This is a genomic window from Streptomyces triticagri (assembly GCF_003429565.1).
GTDB classification, from domain to species: Bacteria; Actinomycetota; Actinomycetes; order Streptomycetales; family Streptomycetaceae; genus Streptomyces; species Streptomyces triticagri.
In genome coordinates this window covers 1-16,954 of the sequence record NZ_QUAK01000209.1, presented here as the reverse complement: position 1 = coordinate 16,954, position 16,954 = coordinate 1, and the positions used below count along the sequence as shown (strand labels likewise).

Annotated in this window: 12 protein-coding genes; 6 read left to right on the top strand and 6 right to left on the bottom strand. The window is 72.5% G+C overall.

From position 1 onward, the window contains the following. From DY218_RS28270 to eccB, 5 genes are all read right to left on the bottom strand, one after another. Positions 1-1,601 (bottom strand): SCO5717 family growth-regulating ATPase (locus tag DY218_RS28270; protein WP_267899389.1); only part of this gene is annotated, 1,601 nt, incomplete at its 3' end. Positions 1,602-1,955: 354 nt separating this feature from the next. Next, positions 1,956-2,255, bottom strand: a complete 300-nt coding sequence (locus DY218_RS28265) for a WXG100 family type VII secretion target (protein WP_128558988.1) — start codon at positions 2,253-2,255, stop codon at positions 1,956-1,958. Between the two features lie 64 nt (positions 2,256-2,319). Next, positions 2,320-2,685: a WXG100 family type VII secretion target gene (locus tag DY218_RS28260; RefSeq protein WP_128558987.1), complete on the bottom strand. Its 366-nt coding sequence runs from the start codon at positions 2,683-2,685 to the stop codon at positions 2,320-2,322. Positions 2,686-2,761: 76 nt separating this feature from the next. After that, positions 2,762-4,018 (bottom strand): type VII secretion-associated serine protease mycosin, encoded by a 1,257-nt coding sequence (gene mycP, locus DY218_RS28255; protein WP_128558986.1) that lies wholly within the window; start codon positions 4,016-4,018, stop codon positions 2,762-2,764. After that, complete coding sequence (eccB, locus tag DY218_RS28250) at positions 4,019-5,566, bottom strand: type VII secretion protein EccB (protein ID WP_128558985.1); 1,548 nt, start codon at positions 5,564-5,566, stop codon at positions 4,019-4,021. It lies immediately after the preceding gene. Between the two features lie 355 nt (positions 5,567-5,921). Here eccB and eccE point away from each other — a divergent pair, with 355 nt between their 5' ends. The 3 genes from eccE (at position 5,922) to DY218_RS28235 (ending at position 8,156) form a co-directional block, all read left to right on the top strand. Continuing rightward, entirely contained in the window at positions 5,922-7,124 is a 1,203-nt protein-coding gene (gene eccE / locus DY218_RS28245) for a type VII secretion protein EccE (protein ID WP_158574148.1), read from the top strand. After that, on the top strand, positions 7,121-7,786 hold the full coding sequence (locus tag DY218_RS28240; protein ID WP_233521939.1) for a hypothetical protein: 666 nt from the start codon (positions 7,121-7,123) through the stop codon (positions 7,784-7,786). The genes eccE and DY218_RS28240 overlap by 4 nt, the downstream gene beginning before the upstream one ends. Before the next feature lie 136 nt (positions 7,787-7,922). Continuing rightward, complete coding sequence (locus tag DY218_RS28235) at positions 7,923-8,156, top strand: DUF397 domain-containing protein (protein WP_128558983.1); 234 nt, start codon at positions 7,923-7,925, stop codon at positions 8,154-8,156. A 14-nt stretch (positions 8,157-8,170) separates the two neighbouring features. Here DY218_RS28235 and eccCa read toward each other — a convergent pair whose 3' ends face one another. Next, positions 8,171-12,124 (bottom strand): type VII secretion protein EccCa, encoded by a 3,954-nt coding sequence (eccCa, locus tag DY218_RS28230; RefSeq protein WP_128558982.1) that lies wholly within the window; start codon positions 12,122-12,124, stop codon positions 8,171-8,173. Positions 12,125-12,372: 248 nt separating this feature from the next. Between eccCa and eccD the strand changes: the two genes are divergently transcribed. The 3 genes from eccD to DY218_RS28215 all read left to right on the top strand — a co-directional run bounded on the left by eccD (position 12,373) and on the right by DY218_RS28215 (position 16,914). Further along, a complete protein-coding gene (gene eccD, locus DY218_RS28225; protein WP_233521938.1) occupies positions 12,373-13,854 on the top strand; it encodes a type VII secretion integral membrane protein EccD in 1,482 nt (493 codons plus the stop codon). A gap of 230 nt (positions 13,855-14,084) precedes the next feature. After that, positions 14,085-14,372 carry a 30S ribosomal protein S15 gene (gene rpsO, locus DY218_RS28220; protein WP_128558981.1) on the top strand — a complete coding sequence of 96 codons (288 nt, stop codon included), beginning with the start codon at positions 14,085-14,087 and terminating at the stop codon, positions 14,370-14,372. 313 nt (positions 14,373-14,685) lie between these two features. Then, positions 14,686-16,914 carry a polyribonucleotide nucleotidyltransferase gene (locus DY218_RS28215; protein WP_128558980.1) on the top strand — a complete coding sequence of 743 codons (2,229 nt, stop codon included), beginning with the start codon at positions 14,686-14,688 and terminating at the stop codon, positions 16,912-16,914. Positions 16,915-16,954 lie beyond the last annotated feature (40 nt).

Here is a 16,954-nt window from a genome sequence, read left to right as displayed (position 1 = left end):
GCCGTGGAGGCGGCGGACGGGGCGGGCCAGGCCGGCGGCCCGGACTGCGGGCTCGAGGCCTGCGGCTGCGCCGGGGACTGGGCCTGGGCTGCGGGCTGCTCCGGCGCCGGCCACTGCGGAGCGGGCGCGGGTGCCTGCGGCTGCGCCTCACCCGCTGCCCGGAAGGCGGGCGGCAGCGGCGGAAGTCCACCCGCACCCTGACCCGTTGCGGGGGGCCAGGCCTGACCGGCGTCCGGGGCCGCGTGCGGCGGCTCGGACGACTGGTGCTGCACGGCATCCGGCGCGGGCGGCGGGACGCTGTCCTGTACGGCGGGAGTGTTGTCCCGTACGGCAGGGACGTCGTCCCGTACGGGCGGCGGCACGCTGTCTTCCACCTGAGGCGCGCTGTCCTGTACGGCAGGGACGTCGTCCTGTACGGGCGGCGGCACGCTGTCTTCCACCTGGGGCGCGCTGTCCTGGACGGACGGGAATCCGTCGTGCACGGGCGGGGCGTCGTCCTGTGCGGTGGGGACGCTGTCCTGTACGTCAGGGGCGCCGTCCCGCTCGGAGGGGGCGCTGTCCTGGACCTCTGGGATGCTGTCCTCGACCTCCGGGGAGTCGCCGGTGACGGCGATGGCGTGCACCGGGGGAGCGTCCGAGGGTGCCGAGTCCTGGGGCTCCGCGGGCTCGTGAGGTGTCGCCGGCTCCGCGGTCGGCTCGGGGAGGGCGGCGGGGAGGGCGTCGTTCACGGCGAGGTCGGTGTCCGCATCCGCGTCCTCGGGGCTGTGCGCCGGATTCGTGGCTGCTTCTGCTTCGCCTTCTGTCTCGGCTTCGGCTTCCGTCTCCGGTTCGGCTGTCGCGCCGTCGTGGGTCGCGTCCGTAACGTCCGAGTCGGCGGCTCCGTCGGTGCTTTCGCCGGTGCCGTCGGCGGCGTCGATGTCGCCTCCGCCGATCTCGGTCCCCCGTTCCGTTTCGCCTTCCGCTTCTGTGCCGGACAGCTCCTCGGCAAGGCGGCTGTCAGCCACGGAGTCGTCGGCCGCGAAGCCCCCGGCCGCCGGCTCATCGGCTGCCGATTCATCGGCCGGGGAGTCCTCGGGTATCGGCTCCCCGTTGCCGGCGGCAGCCGTCCGTTCCGCGATCTCCCGCTTCAGTGACGCCGCGGAGAAACGCATCGTCGCCGGGCTCTCCAAGTCCCCGCCGCCCAGGTCGCCGTTCCCCGGGCCGCCGTTCCCCAAGTCCGAGCCCCCGAGGTTTCCGCTCTCCGAGTCCCGGCTCTCCACGGAGCCGTCGTACGCCGGAGCCTCGGGAGCCGTCTCGGGTGCGGACTGCCGGCCCGGGGCAGAGGTGGAGCTGTGCGAAGAGGACCAGTTGGGCTCGAAGCCGCTGCCCGCCGGCAGGCCGGGCACCACGACGGGCGCACCGGAGGGCGGCGCCGGCGCCGGAGCCGGCGGAGGAGCGGCCGGACTGCTGCCGGAATCACCCGAACTCGCCGCATTCTGGGTGTACCAGGCGGGCGGCGTGTAATCGATGGTGAACTCGCCCGACAGCTCGGGCTCCGCGTCGGACTGATCATCGCCGGGTGTGTTCCAGCCCCCGCGGATCTCGTTCCGATCGCTGTTCACAATGCCTCCTGGTGTGGTCGAGCACCCTGCTTGCCGGGGTGGGGGCGAACGTGTGTCGCCAGTCGTCCGACCCCGGCTCTCCCCCGAAGGACGCACGCGAACCGGCTGCGGGTTCTGGCGTCGTCCCCCGGCCAAGACTAATCACCAGGAGTGCCCGTACGGCAGGCCCGGCAGCGTGCGTTCGCCCGCCCCCTGCGTCACGTCCTGCCCTGAAGTGACCTGTCTACGCCACACGGTGACGGCAGAATCCGACAAGACCGGCCAAATGTAGGCTCGGTCTCCTCCAACCGTTCACGTGATCGGCACAGTCCAACGATCCGGTCTCGCCGCCGGTGACGTCCTACCGGTAACCGCCTACAGGTAGTAGCTCGCGGCCTTCCGGTCGCCGGCGCGATACGCGGGCGCCGCGTCCAGGACCGCCTGCGCGATGGACTTCAACGCCAGGTGGATCTCCTTGGCCTGCCGGTCCCAGTCCCGGTGCATGCTGTCGGCAGCGGTCTTGGCCTCGCCCTCGAAGTGCTGCGAGACATCCTTGATCCGGGCCTGCAGCGCCTCCAGGTCCGCTTCGAGCTGGCGCCCCTGGCGGTCGATGATGCCCGCCGCGCGGTTGAGTTCGGCGTATGTGACGACCAGGGCGTCGGGTTGGGTTGTCATGCTGTGGCTCCGAGTGCGTGGTTGGGGATCGAATCGTCGACTGCGGCCGGTATCAAGACCGGAATCAATAGCCGTTGAGGCTCGAGGCCGGCCGCCCGCCGGTCGCTGCCGCCCCGCCGCCTACGTCGTCGCCCACGGCCACCCGCTGCACCGCCTGGTACACCTCGTGGTCGGTGCTGCCCGCGATCTTCCGGTTGTTCTGCACCGCGTCCTCGAACCGCATGAGCAGCCTCCCGATCGCGGCCATCCGCCTGTTGATACGGGCCTGTTGGCTGTTGAACGAGTGGGCGCCCTGCCCCTGCCACTTGCCCTCGATCTCGTCGATCACCGCGTTCAACTGGGTCAGCTGCTGTCTGACGGACGAGAACCGCTCGTTCAATTCGAGTCCGAATCTGCGCAGCGCCTGATCGCTGACTACTTGCCGTGCCATGTGCCGACCTTTCCTTCTCATCCAAGTGGCCCGTAGGGACCTTGGTTCTGCCTGACTGTGCGTTCGGGCGTGCGCCTCACCCCATCCCCGCCTCCCGTCTCCGCACCCGCCGCGCCTGACTGCCGGCCACCGCCGCCCCGGCCAGGCCCGCGGCCAGCGCCCCACCCGCGAGCACCGCGTACGCCGCCAGCCGCCCGTCCCGCTCGGCGGCCGTCTCCGTAGCGCGCAACCCGCCCGGCACCGGTGCCTCACGCGCCCGTGCCTCGACCTCCGCCGCGCTCACGGCCACCGGCCGCACCGGCGGCTCGTCGACGCCGTCCGTGTCGAGCGCCCGTACGGGATCGACGACGCCCCAGCCGAGCAGTCGGTCGGGCCCCGGGGCCGAGCGCTCCGCCGTCTGCTGGATGCGGGCGACGATCTGCTGCCGGGTCCAGTCGCGGTGCTTGGCGCGCAACAGCGCGGCCACCGCGGCCACATGGGGCGCCGCAAAGCTCGTGCCGTGCCCGGCGCAGTGCCCGCCGCCCGGAACGGTGGACACGATGTCGACCCCCGGCGCGGCCACCCCGACGAAGTCGCCGGCCTGCGAGAAGGGTGCCCGTTCATTGCTGCGGTCCGACGCGGCGACCGCGAGGACGCCGTCGTACGAGGCGGGATAGGTGGGCCTCGAACGGCCTCCCGTGCCTCTGTTGCCCGCCGCCGCGACGAGTACGACGTCGTGGCGCAGCGCGTCGGCGACGGCCTCTTCGAGTACGGGGGAGGGGCGGACGGCCCCGGCCGTGTCCTGGGAGATGTTGATGACGTCCGCGCCCGCCACGACGGCGTACCGGACGGCCTCCGCCAGTGTGCCGGCGCTGCCGCTGCCCTCCGCGTCGTTGTGCCGGACGGGCAGGATCGTCGCGTCCGGCGCGAGTCCCGCGAAGCCCGTCCCGCGCGCGGGACGGGCGGCGATGAGGCCGGCCACGCGGGTGCCGTGCCCCGCGGAGTCGGTCGTGCCGTCCCCGGCGCCGCGCTCCGGCGCCCCGCTCCGGTCGTCCTTCGGAGGCAGGACGTCGTGCCCGCCGCGCCTGTCGACACCGGCGGTGAGCTGAGGGTGGCGCGCGTCCACCCCCGTGTCGATCACGGCGACCGTGACGCCCTTTCCGGTGGACTCCTGCCACAACTCGTCGAGCAGCACCCGCTGCAGGGCCCACGGACGGCCGCGGTAATTCTTGCCGGGGTACGTACAACTCCCGTCCGCCGCCGCGGGCGTGGCATGCAGACTCGCCACCAGGGACACAGCCTGAGCCGTCACCAGGCACAGCCTCCAGCGAACCCTCCTCGCCGCGCGCCTCATTCACGACCCCTGCGGCTGCCGTGCCGCGCCCGTCGAGAGCCGGGGCCCGAGCGGCAGCAGCGACGACCACGGCGCGGGCAAGGGGGCCGGGTCCACCTCCCCGTATCCGAGCCGGGACTGTGCCTGCCGGGGCTCGGCTCCGGCCGCCGCGCGCTCTTGACCGCTCTTGGCCAGGCCGATCCCCGCGTCCTCGCGCGCCGAGTCGCCGTTGGACTGCAGGGCGTACCGCAGGCCGTTGTCCGTCACCAGGAACAGCGGCCCCGAACTGGTCCGTGTGCCCTGGAACTGCCGGACCAACTGCCCCGCACCCGGAGTGACATACGCACTCGCCCGACCGTCGGGCAGCGCCACCGGATACCGCGTGCCGGCCCAGGTGCCGACGGTCGTACGGCCGGTCCTCCGATCGACGTCCTCGAGGACACTGCAGACCGTGGCACGGGCCGGGGGAGCGGCGGCTCGGGACGAGGTGGACGGCGACTGCCGCGCGGCGTCGGCCGAGTCCACCACCCGCGGCAGGCCGCGCGGCCAGGACCAGTGCGCGCCGTATGCCGGACCGGGGTGGATGCTCGCGGCGCTGACCCGGCGCGGCCTGCCGTGCTGGCCGAGAGTCTCCAGGGCGGGGCTGTTCAGGAGCAGCCGGGCGGTGAAGTCGGTGACGGGAGCCACTTGCCCCGGCAGGACCACATACATCCGGTCTCCGCTGCCGTCCGTGGCCCGCAGCACCGTGCCGACCCGATGTCCGCCGCCGACTCCCGCGTCCGCGCCGGGAGTTCCCGGGATCCGCGGGAAGCGGATCGGGTCGCCCTTGTGCAGGGTCGCCAACCAGGCGGCGGACACCCGGTGCGGTGTCCTGCCGTGTCCGGCCACCTCTCTGATCAGCAACTCGTCGGCGGGCAGGCGGTGGGCGCGGCCCTCGGCATCGACCACGTACCGCTTGCCGTCCGGCCCCTGGACGTACAACAACTCGCCCGCGCGCAGCCGCTCGCGCCCGTCGAGCCGGCCGCTCTCGTGCGGTGCCAGGACGAAGACCGCCTCCTCCGCCGGCCCGGCACCGGCAGCGGTCGAGCACATCGCCCAGCGCATGGCCGCGCCCGCCTCGGCGGCCGACGGGAGCCGGTCGGGGGCGTAGGGGATCCCCAGCGTCGGTCCGTGCGGGAGCCTGCCGCTGTCGAGCACCGACTCGTCCACCGTGACGACCTCGTGCCGGTCCGGGGCCAGGAGGAGGCGGGCAGAGGTCATGTTGAGCACCGGATGGAGCCTTGCGCCGCGTCCTTCGGTCCGTAACACCACGTACCGCGTGGTCGATTCACCGGCCACGATCACCTGCCGGCCAGGGGTGTCCCACCCCTCGGGCGCGACCGGCCGGAACATCCCCCAGGCGCCGAAGGCGGCGAGCACCACCGCCCCCGCGACGGCTCCCGGCACGACGCCGCGCAGCGGCCGCGGAGCCTCCCGCCGTCCGCCCCCGGCAGGGCCTCCGAGGAAGTGCGAGACCAGGCGGCCGTTCGCAAAGGTGTACGCATTCAGTTCGTCGCGTCGCGTGGTCACACCTGCCCTCCCTCCCGTGCCCGGTGCGCATCTCCTGCCGTGCTCCGCCGTGGAGCTACCCCTCGCACAGCGCCCCTACTATGCATCCGAACCGCCCGGTCGAGTCGCTGCTCGGGAGCCTGTACCGGCCCTCAACTGCCCTCGTGGCCCGGCAACTTCAGCCCTCAGGGGGAACGCCCGAATGATCACCGACGCCCCGTCCCCGTCCCTCCCCGCAGCCTCTCGTCCCTTGCGGCGGCTCGCTGCCGTCCGCTTCACGAATTCCCACGGGCAATCAACGCCTTGGCCTCCGTGCGGAGTTCCCGATCCACCGTCACCCACTTCGGTGACACCGCCGTCCCGCTCACCCGATTCAGTGACCCGGGACGACCGAGGCTTCCTCTCCCTGCAGCGCCTCGTACTCCTCGAATCGGCCGCCGCGCTGGCCGTGGCGGGCATGCTCCTGGGCGGCGGCGCATTCGTCGCCGCGTGCGCCGGCGCCGCGCTCCTGCTCCTCGCCTGCCCACGGCGCAATGGGCGCCCCCTGCCCGACCGGATCGCCGAGGCCGTGGCTCACCACAACCGCACCCGCACCTCCGCGACACGGCCACCGACGACTGCGCCCACCGGCCCCGGATCACCCCTCCCCGCCGTCGCGCCGGCCTTACGCCCCTTCCCGTACACCGCCGGCCGCGAGGAGGATCCGATCGGGATGATCGGTGACGGCAGCCGGCTCATCGCGGTCCTCCAGGTGGAAGCGGGCGACGAAAACCCGGGTCCACGCGCGCGTGGGCATGCCCTGCGCAGTGCACACGACGGCATCACCCTTCCTTTGGGCCTCCTTACGGAAGCCCTGCAGGCGACCGATGTCCCCCTTGCCTCCGTGCAGTTGGTCCAGCAGGTCCGACCCGCCGTCACACCCCGGCTGCCGCCCGACGCGGTGCCCCGACTCGCCTACGCACCACACGTCGCCGACACCGCCATCGCTGCGCTCCGCCTCACCTGGGTGGCACTGCGCCTCGACCCGGAGCTCTGCCCCGAGGCGGTAGCGGCCCGCGGCGGGGCCGGCATCGGCTCCCAACGCTGCCTCGCCCTCGCGGCACGCCGCCTCACGGTCCGCCTCCGAAGCGGCGGTTTCCGCCCGGCCGTGCTGAGCCAGAGCGCCCTTCACTCGGCCCTGTCGACCGCCGCCTGCATGCCCCCGCACACACCGGCCGGCCCGGCGCCGGCCGTCGAAGCGAACACCCTGCACAGCGCCGGACTCCGGCACGCCAGTAACGCCCTGGGGCCACTGCCCGCGCGACCCACCACCCCCTTCGCGGCTCTCCTGCCGTCCGGCACGGACACGCGCGCGTACGCCACGACGCTGTCCCTGACTCTGCGCAGCAGCACCTACCGCGACTCCCTGTGCGTCGACGCCCACCTGCGCAGCACCGCCCTCACGGCCGACGATCTGCACCACTGCCGACAGAACCTGGAACGCGCCTGCCGCTCCGCCCGCATCCCCCTGACCCACCTGGACCGGCAGCAACTCCCCGGACTCCTCGCCACCTTGCCCCTGGGAGGCCCCACACCGTGAGCCCGTCACGCCTCGTCCCCGTCGCCCACCTGGCCGACCTCGCCCTCCCCGTCGGCGACCACGGCGTGATGATCGGCGAGGACGCCTCCGGTGCCGCGCAGCTGCTCGCACTACAGCGCTCCGTCCCGTACCCGATCGTGCTCGTCGGCGGGCTGTGGACCGCACAGATCCTCGCGATGCGCGCGGCAGCCACCGGCATCCGCGTCGCCGTCGAGACGGGCCGCGCACCGGCCTGGCACGCCCTGTCCGTGGCCGGGGCGAGCGGACCGCACCCGATCACGCTGCACGGCGTGGGGGACCTGCCGTCGCTGCAACCGACCCCGCTCTCCCCGGCCCTCGTCGTACGCGACTGCGGCGTACACCCACCGCGCGCGACCGCCGCCGGCCCCTGGCAGCCCGTGCTCACGCTCCTGCACCACCTGGGCCCCGCCGCCCCGCGCCTGCTGCGCACGGCGGCCCTCGTCGGCCTGCAACGCCTCTCGCCCGCGGAGGCCGACCAGGCCGCAGCCGTCCTCGGACTCACCGCACGGGAGCGCGCCGCGCTGCCCGAACTCCCCGACGGCGTCACGCTCTGGTGCGCCGGACCGGACCGCCGGCGGGTCACGACACCGGCGAACGATGTCGAGACCGGCCTGCTCGGAAATCCCCGCCGGATCGGCTGACTTCCTGCTGGATACTTCCCCACAGAGGCACTGCCCCCGGCACCATGACCAGCAGCACGACCGACCACCCCAGCGCACCACCCCACCTCACCACCCCCCACCGGAACAGCCGCACAACCGAAAGGACCCACCGACCATGGGAACCCAGCAGGAGAAGGACGAGCTCTACGCCCTCGACATCTCCGACGTCGAATGGCTCTCCCCGCCCGGCACCGAGGACGCGGAGGAACGTGTCGAGATCGCCCACCTGCCCGGCGGAGCCGTGGCGATGCGCTCGTCCCTGGACCCCGACACCGTCCTCAGGTACACGGAGGCCGAGTGGCGCGCCTTCGTACTCGGCGCGAGGGACGGCGAGTTCGACCTCAAATAGGGGCGCGCCCGCCGTCAGCCGCCCGAGGGCGGGGCCCAGCCCGTCTGCACGAGCGGGCACCCGTCCTTCCGCGACACGAAGACCCCTCGGCCCGGCGGCAACCGCGTGGGCCGTACACCGCCGAGGAGGTCCCCCTCCGCGGGATCCCCGGACAGTACGACCCCCTGCGCGCCGAGTTCCTGCACGCGCTGCAGGAACGGCTCGTACGCGGCACGCCCGGCCCCGGCGGTGCTCCGGGCGACGACGAAGCGGACCCCGACGTCCCGGGCGTACGGCAGCGATTCGGTGAGCCGGGCCAGGGGGTTGCCCGCCGAGGTGCACACCAGGTCGTAGTCGTCCACCACCACGTACACCGTCGGGCCCTGCCACCAACTGCGCCCGCTCAGCTGCTCGGGAGTCACGTCCGCGGGCGGGGTCCTCCGCTGCACGAGACCGGCCAGGGCCTCCACGTGATGGTCCATGCGGGTGGACAGCGGTACGTACTCCGCCAGGTGCGTGGGCGGTACGGCGCCGAGCAGCGAGCGGCGGTCGTCCACCACGAAGAACTTGCAGTCGCTGCCGTCGTACCGCTCCGTCAACTGCCTGATCAGAAGCCGCAGCAGACCCGACTTCCCGGACTCCGCCTCGCCCATGACGAGGAAGAACGGATCCCGTTCGAAGTCGACGAAGACCGGTTCGAGCCGGTGCTCGTCCACGCCGAAGGCGACGCCGCGCTCCGGGTGCGCACCGCCGCGCGGCAGCTCCTCCGCCACCAGCGACCTGGGCAGCAGGCGGACGCCTGGGGCCCGGTCGCCCGGCCGGAGCCGGACCGCCGCACGGGCCGCTCCGGCCGCGGCATCGGCAAGGCCGGCCGCGGACCCGACACCGTCCACCCGGGGCACCGCGGCCATGAAGTGCAGCCCGCCGGGGGTCACACCACGGCCCGGTACGCCCGTGGGCACCCGGGCGGCCGCCCGGCGGTCGAGCTCCGAGTCCATCGGGTCGCCGAGCCGCAGCTCGAGCCGGTTCATCAGATGGTCCTTGAGTCCCGCCCTGACCTCCATCGACCGGGACGCGGTCAGCAGCACATGGATGCCGTACCCGAGCCCCCGCGCGGCCAGATCGACCACCGCACCCTCCAGCCCCTCATGGTCCGCGCGGAACGTGCCCCAGCCGTCGACGACGAGGAAGACATCTCCCCACGGCTGGTCCTCGGTACGGATCGCACCCTCCGCCCGCAGCCGCCGGAAGGTCCCGATCGAGTCGATGCCCTGCGCCCTGAAGTACTCCTCACGGGCAGCGAGCACCCCGTACACCTCGGCCACGGTCCGGCGGACCCGCTCCGGATCGAGCCGAGACGCGACCGAACCCACATGCGGGAGATCCGCCAGGGACGACAGGGAGCCGCCCCCGAAGTCCAGGGCGTAGAACTGCACTTCGTGCGGTGCGTGGGTCAGGGCGAACGAGGTGACGACCGTCCGCAGCAGCGTCGACTTGCCGGACTGCGGCCCGCCCACGATCTGCAGATTCCCCTCGGCACCCGCGAAGTCCAGGCGCAGCGGGTCACGTCGCTGCTCGAAGGGCTTGTCCACCACGCCCACCGGCACCGCGAGCAGTGGCCCCGTGCCACGCTCACCGCCCGCGTCCGGCCCGCCCACGGGCAGCAGTTCGTCCAGCGGCGGCGGCGCCTCGAGCGGTGGCAGCCACACCTGGTGCGCCGGCGGCCCGCTGCCCGCGAGACGCCGCACCAGCACGTCGAGGACGGTGTCGGCGAGCGCTTCCTCGTCGGCGGAAGGAGAGCGGTGTACGGGGATGTCGCTGCCGGGCGTCGCGTACCGGACCGGGACCGGAGCCGCCGTGAAGAGAACCGGCCGGCGCTCCACCGCGGCCGTCCCCGTGTCGGTCCGGGCCTCGGGGCCCCGGTGCGTGCCGGAGACGTAGGCCGCCTTGAAGCGGACCAGTTCGTCGGTGCCGTACGTCAGATAGCCGGAACCCGGCACATTCGGCAGCGAGTAGGCGTCCGGCACGCCGAGCGCCGCCCGGGACTCCGCGGCGGAGAACGTCCGCAGGCCGATGCGGTACGAGAGATACGTCTCGAGGCCGCGCAGCCGGCCCTCCTCGAGACGCTGCGAGGCGAGCAGCAGATGCACGCCGAGCGACCGTCCGATCCGCCCGATCTGCACGAACATCTCGATGAACTCGGGCTGGGCGGACAGGAGTTCACTGAACTCGTCGATGACGACCACGAGCGAGGGGATCGGCTGCAGCGGCAGGCCTGCCGCCCTCGCCCGCTCGTAGTCGTGGACGTTCGCGCAGTTCCCGGCCGCGCGAAGCAGCTCCTGCCGGCGGTTGAGCTCGCCGCGGATCGCGTCCCCCATGCGGTCGACGAGCGTCAGGTCATCGGCGAGATTCGTGATCACCGCCGCCACGTGCGGCAACGCGGCCATCCCGGCGAAGGTGGCACCGCCCTTGAAGTCCGCGAGCACGAAGTTCAGCGACTCGGACGAATGCGTCACGGCGAGGCCGAGGACCAAGGTCCTCAGCAGCTCGGACTTGCCGGAGCCGGTCGCCCCCACGCACAGACCGTGCGGCCCCATCCCGTCCTGCGAGGCCTCCTTGAGGTCCAGGACCACGGGCTCGCCGCCCTCACCCACACCGATCGGCACCCGCAGCCGCTCGGACGCGGAGCGCGGCCGCCATGTCCGCGCCGCGTCCACCGACTCCGCGTCACCGAGCTCCAGGAGGTCGGTGAACTGCAGCTCGGCAAGGAGCGGTTCGCCGTCCTGCCCGCCCGACACGGGTCGCAGCGGTGCGAGTTGACGGGCCAGCGCCTCGGCCGCCTCGTATGACATCAGATCCGGTACGGCCTCGAACGCCGCGTCCGACCCGGCGTCGATCCGCAGCCGGTCGGAGTGTACCGTGACCGCGAGCCCCCGGGCCGGCGGCACGGCCGCGCCGGACGCGACCTCCACCACCGTGACCCCCTGCACGCCTTCCCCGGCAGCCAGGTGCGAAGTGGCCTGCGGCGAAAGGCCGTCCAGGAGGACGACCAGGTGCGGCCGGTCGAGAAGCGGCGGAGCACCCGGCCGGAACGGCGAGCGGGCGTCCAACTCCCGGGCCAGCAGCGCCTGAAGCGCCCCGGCATCCGTCGCGAAGCGCCGCGGGCCGCCCGCTCCGTCCGCGGCACCCGGAGCGGCCAGATGCGGCAGCCACTTCGTCCACTCCCAGTGCCCGGCGCGATCCCCGGAAGCAGCGACCGTGACCACCAGATCCTCGGGTGAGTGCAGCGCACAGAGCGATCCGAGCAGCGCCCTGATCGCCGCCCTGGCCGCCTCCGGCGGGCCGCCGACCGCCAGCCGCGGGAACGCCCGCAAGGACACGGCCAGCGGCAGATCCGCCACCCGTCCGTGCGCGTGCAGAAACCGGCGCAGCGCCGTGGCCGTCAGCGGATCCGGCTCCGCCACGGGGTCGGTCTCGGGCGCGACAAGTTCCGTGGCGAGCCGCTGACTTGCCAGACCGACCCGGACCTGGCCGAAGTCGCTGTCGCCCATGCGCCGCTCCCACAGCCGGCCCTCGTCGGCGACCACGGCCCACAGCTGGTCCGGATCCGGATGCCGGCGCAACTGCTCGTCCCGCTGCAGCCGCGCCGTCCGCAGCACCGCACGCCGGGTGCGCGACAGATAGGCCAAGTAGTCGCTGCGCAGATCCGCGAGCTGCCCCTGGGAACCACGGCGATGCCGTACGAGCATGGCCACACCCATCGCGAGAGTCGACGCGATCATCACCATGCCCATGACCCGCATGATCGGGTTCGGCGTGATGAAGAAGAAGACCACCGACCCGCCCATGCCCAGCATCGGCAACAACTGCAGCAGCACGCCCTCCTGCTGCCCGCGGGACAGCATCGGCGGTGCCTGCAACTGCACCGCGTCGCACGGCACTTCGACGGCTCTCGTACGCGGTGGACGCCTGACGGCCGACCCGCTCATGCTCCCCACTCCCTCTGCGTGGCGCCTGGTCCCGGCCCGGTGACCCGACGGCCTCCGGCCCGTTGAAACCGAGTGATCAGCTGTGCTCAGCCGAGCGACCAGCTGCGCCTGCCCAACGGGGCGAGTGCCGTGAAGGTGTCGGAGCCGTCGCCGGACATCACTCGGGAGTCTCGAACTCGCCGCAGGCGCAGGGGACTTACGCAGCCGCCCGACCGCCCTCGACCAGGGCCGACCCAGGGAACGATCCAGTGACCACCGACCTGCGGGCCACCTCGCCCCGCCCCGCCGATCCGGCCCGTCCCGCCGCCCACGCCGGTCCCCACCCGGGCTTCTGCCGGGTCACCGTCATCACCCCGGACCGACGCGTCGACCTCGCCCTGCCCGACGATCTGCCGCTCGCGGACCTACGCCCCGACATCCTGCGGCTCACCGGACCGCACACCGCCGAAGAGGCCCTGGCAGGACACCATTTCGTACTCCGTGACGGCACCGTCCTGGACACCGCCGAGTCGCTCGCGGCCCAGCGCGTACCGGACGGCGGGATGCTCCTGCTGCGCCCGTTCGCCGACTCGCTGCCACCGCCCGTCCACGACGACGTGTCCGAAGCGGTCGCCGCCGCCGTCTCCCGCGACCACACCCGCTGGAGCGGCGCGCACACCCGCATCGCGGGGCTCACCGGCTCCGCCGTCGTGCTCGCCCTGCTCGCCTTCGCCCTCTGGCAGACCCCGCCCGGACATGTCACGCACGGGCTTCCCGCGGTCCTCGCCGCGGCCGTCTGCGCCCTGCTCGCCGCCCTTTCGGGCACCTGCGCGCGCGTGTACGGCGACCACGGGGCGGCGGCGGTCTTCGGCACGGCCGCGCTCGCACACGCAGCGGTGGCGGGATCCGGGGCGCTGCCGCCGGCCGCCGGTCACGGTGCCGGGAAGCTGCAGTTCCTCACGGCCTGTGTCGGCGTGCTCCTCGTCGCCCTGATCCTGGTCGTCGTCACCCCGCGCGGGGACAGCGTTTTCGTCGCCCTACTGGGAGCGGCGGTCGTCGGTGTCGCCGTCACCCTTCCGGTGATCCTCCATGGAGCACGCTCCCTCGACGCTGCGGCCCTGTGCGTACCGACCGCCATCGGACTGCTCGCCTTCCTGCCCGGCCTCTCCGCCCGCTGGGCCCGGCTCCCCAGCCCCTTCGAGCCACCCCGCCCCGCACCCGGTCCGTACGAACCGGACGACACCCCACCGCCGCCCGAACCCGTCGACCTCGCGCGCGTGGAGACCCGTTCCCGGCGCGGACACGAGCTCCTGGTGGGACTCGTGGCGTCCTGCGGCATCGCCGTCACCGCCGCGGCCGCCGTCCTTGTCTGCAGCGGGGATCTGTGGGCCCGGCTGCTCACACTCGCGGCGGGTCTCGCCCTGCTCACCAGGGCCAGGCTCTTCCACTACACCGCCCAGGTCGCGGTCTGTCTCGTCGCGGGCCTCGCCACCCTCACGGTCCTGATCGCCGGTATGGCTCTGACCCCGCCGGCCGACGGCCTCCACGCGCGCGTGATCTGGCTCACCGTGGCGCTGGCCGCCGGTGCCGCCCTGTGCGCGACCGCCGGCCTGGCGGTGGCCCACCGGGGCATGACGCCGTTCTGGGGCCGCCTGCTCGAAATCGTGGAAGGCTTCGTCCTGTTGACCCTGCTGCCGCTGTGCCTCGCGGTGCTCGGCGTCTACCACGCCGTACGGGCCATGACGTCATGACCGGCCGGCGGGCGGCCGCCGGGGCGGGCGGGCCCGGACGGCGCGGGCGGGGGCCGGACCGCCGGCTGGTAACCTGTGCCAAGCCCGCGTGTGTACGCGCCCCAGTCATCGATCATCGTCATCGGGATCAGGGGCGGCGCCGCGCGGATCACCGCCTCCCGAGTCACGGAAGCTCCCCTGAGACGTAGACCAGGGGCACTCGGAGGCACCTGAGACAACGAGGAGTACCAGTGTCGCTCGACACCGCCACGAAGAAGAAGATCATGGACGAGTTCGCCACCAAGGAGGGTGACACCGGCTCCCCCGAGGTCCAGGTCGCACTGCTTTCGCGTCGCATCTCGGACCTGACCGAGCACCTCAAGACCCACAAGCACGACCACCACTCCCGCCGTGGTCTGCTGATCCTGGTCGGCCAGCGCCGCCGTCTGCTGCAGTACCTGGCCAAGAAGGACATCCAGCGCTTCCGTACGCTGGTCGAGCGCCTCGGCATCCGCCGCGGTGCGGCGGGCGCCAAGTAAGACATCCGAAGGGAGCGGTTCCCACATCCAGGGGGCCGCTCCCTTTGCTGTACGTGCGCAGTGTCACTCCGGCTTTGTAGTCTGGTCGCACGGCGTACGTCGTGACGGACGCACGCAGCAGTCACACCGCAGTACCACCGCAGTACCACACGAGGAGAAGCGGCCGAGCCGTCGCCGGTCCTCGGTAGTGGCCCCCGGGACATCCCCGGGTGCTTCGATCGAAGACCGGCCCGCACCCAAGGCGCGCTTCTCCGCCCCGTTCCCCCGTCACACGGGCGAGGGAACGAAAGACGACAAGTAGGAGAAAACGCTAGTGGAGAACGAGACCCACTACGCCGAGGCCGTCATCGACAACGGCACCTTCGGCACCCGCACCATCCGCTTCGAGACGGGCCGCCTGGCCCGTCAGGCCGCCGGCTCCGCCGTGGCCTACCTGGACGACGACACGATGGTCCTCTCGGCCACCACCGCGTCCAAGAAGCCCAAGGACCAGCTCGACTTCTTCCCCCTCACGGTGGACGTCGAGGAGCGCCAGTACGCGGCCGGAAAGATCCCCGGATCCTTCTTCCGCCGCGAGGGCCGCCCCTCCGAGGACGCCATCCTCACCTGCCGCCTCATCGACCGCCCGCTGCGCCCGTCCTTCAAGAAGGGCCTGCGCAACGAGATCCAGGTCGTCGAGACGATCATGGCGCTCAACCCGGACCACCTCTACGACGTGGTCGCGATCAACGCCGCCTCCTGCTCCACGCAGCTGGCCGGCCTGCCCTTCTCCGGCCCGATCGGCGGCACCCGCGTGGCGCTCATCAAGGGCCAGTGGGTCGCGTTCCCGACGCACACCGAGCTCGAGGACGCCGTCTTCGACATGGTCGTCGCCGGTCGCGTCCTCGAGGACGGCGACGTCGCGATCATGATGGTCGAGGCCGAGGCCACCGAGAAGACCATCGAGCTCGTCAAGGGCGGCGCCGCCGCCCCCACCGAGGAGATCGTCGCCGCGGGCCTCGAGGCCGCGAAGCCCTTCATCAAGGTGCTCTGCAAGGCCCAGTCGGAGCTGGCCGCCAAGGCCGCCAAGCCCACCGGCGAGTTCCCGATCTTCCTCGACTACGAGGACGACGTCCTGGAGGCCCTCACCGCGGCCGTCCGCACCGAGCTCGCCCAGGCGCTCACCATCGCCGGCAAGCAGGAGCGCGAGGCCGAGCTCGACCGCGTCAAGGCGCTGGCCGGCGAGAAGCTGCTCCCGCAGTTCGAGGGCCGCGAGAAGGAGATCTCCGCCGCGTACCGCTCGCTGACCAAGACTCTGGTCCGCGAGCGCGTCATCAAGGAGAAGAAGCGCATCGACGGCCGCGGCGTCACGGACATCCGTACGCTCGCCGCCGAGGTCGAGGCCATCCCGCGGGTGCACGGCTCCGCCCTTTTCGAGCGTGGCGAGACCCAGATCCTGGGCGTCACCACCCTCAACATGCTCCGCATGGAGCAGCAGCTGGACACCCTCTCCCCGGTGACCCGCAAGCGCTACATGCACAACTACAACTTCCCGCCGTACTCCACCGGTGAGACCGGCCGCGTCGGCTCCCCGAAGCGCCGCGAGATCGGCCACGGCGCCCTCGCCGAGCGCGCGCTCGTGCCGGTCCTGCCGACCCGCGAGGAGTTCCCGTACGCGATCCGCCAGGTGTCCGAGGCCCTCGGTTCCAACGGCTCGACGTCCATGGGCTCGGTCTGCGCCTCCACCATGTCCCTGCTGAACGCGGGTGTGCCCCTCAAGGCCGCCGTCGCCGGCATCGCCATGGGTCTGATCTCCCAGGAGATCGACGGCGAGACGCACTACGTCACGCTGACCGACATCCTCGGTGCGGAGGACGCCTTCGGCGACATGGACTTCAAGGTCGCCGGCACCAAGGAGTTCGTCACCGCCCTCCAGCTCGACACCAAGCTGGACGGCATCCCGGCCTCCGTCCTGGCCGCGGCCCTCAAGCAGGCCCGCGACGCCCGTCTGCACATCCTCGACGTGATGACCGAGGCGATCGACGTCCCGGACGAGATGTCGCCGAACGCCCCGCGGATCATCACCGTCAAGATCCCCGTGGACAAGATCGGTGAGGTCATCGGCCCCAAGGGCAAGATGATCAACCAGATCCAGGAGGACACCGGCGCCGACATCACGATCGAGGACGACGGCACCATCTACATCGGTGCCGCCGACGGCCCGGCCGCCGAGGCCGCCCGCGCCACGATCAACGGCATCGCCAACCCGACCATGCCGGAGGTCGGCGAGCGGTACCTGGGCACGGTCGTCAAGACGACCACGTTCGGCGCGTTCGTCTCGCTGCTCCCGGGCAAGGACGGCCTGCTGCACATCTCGCAGATCCGCAAGCTCGCCGGCGGCAAGCGCGTGGAGAACGTCGAGGACGTCCTCGGCGTGGGCCAGAAGGTCCAGGTCGAGATCGCCGAGATCGACTCCCGCGGCAAGCTCTCGCTGCACCCCGTCATCGAGGGTGAAGAGGGCGCTGACAGCGAGGACGACAAGAAGGACGACGCCGAGAAGTGACGTCCCGTAGTTCCGCGGCGACGGCCCGCGCCTCTTCGGA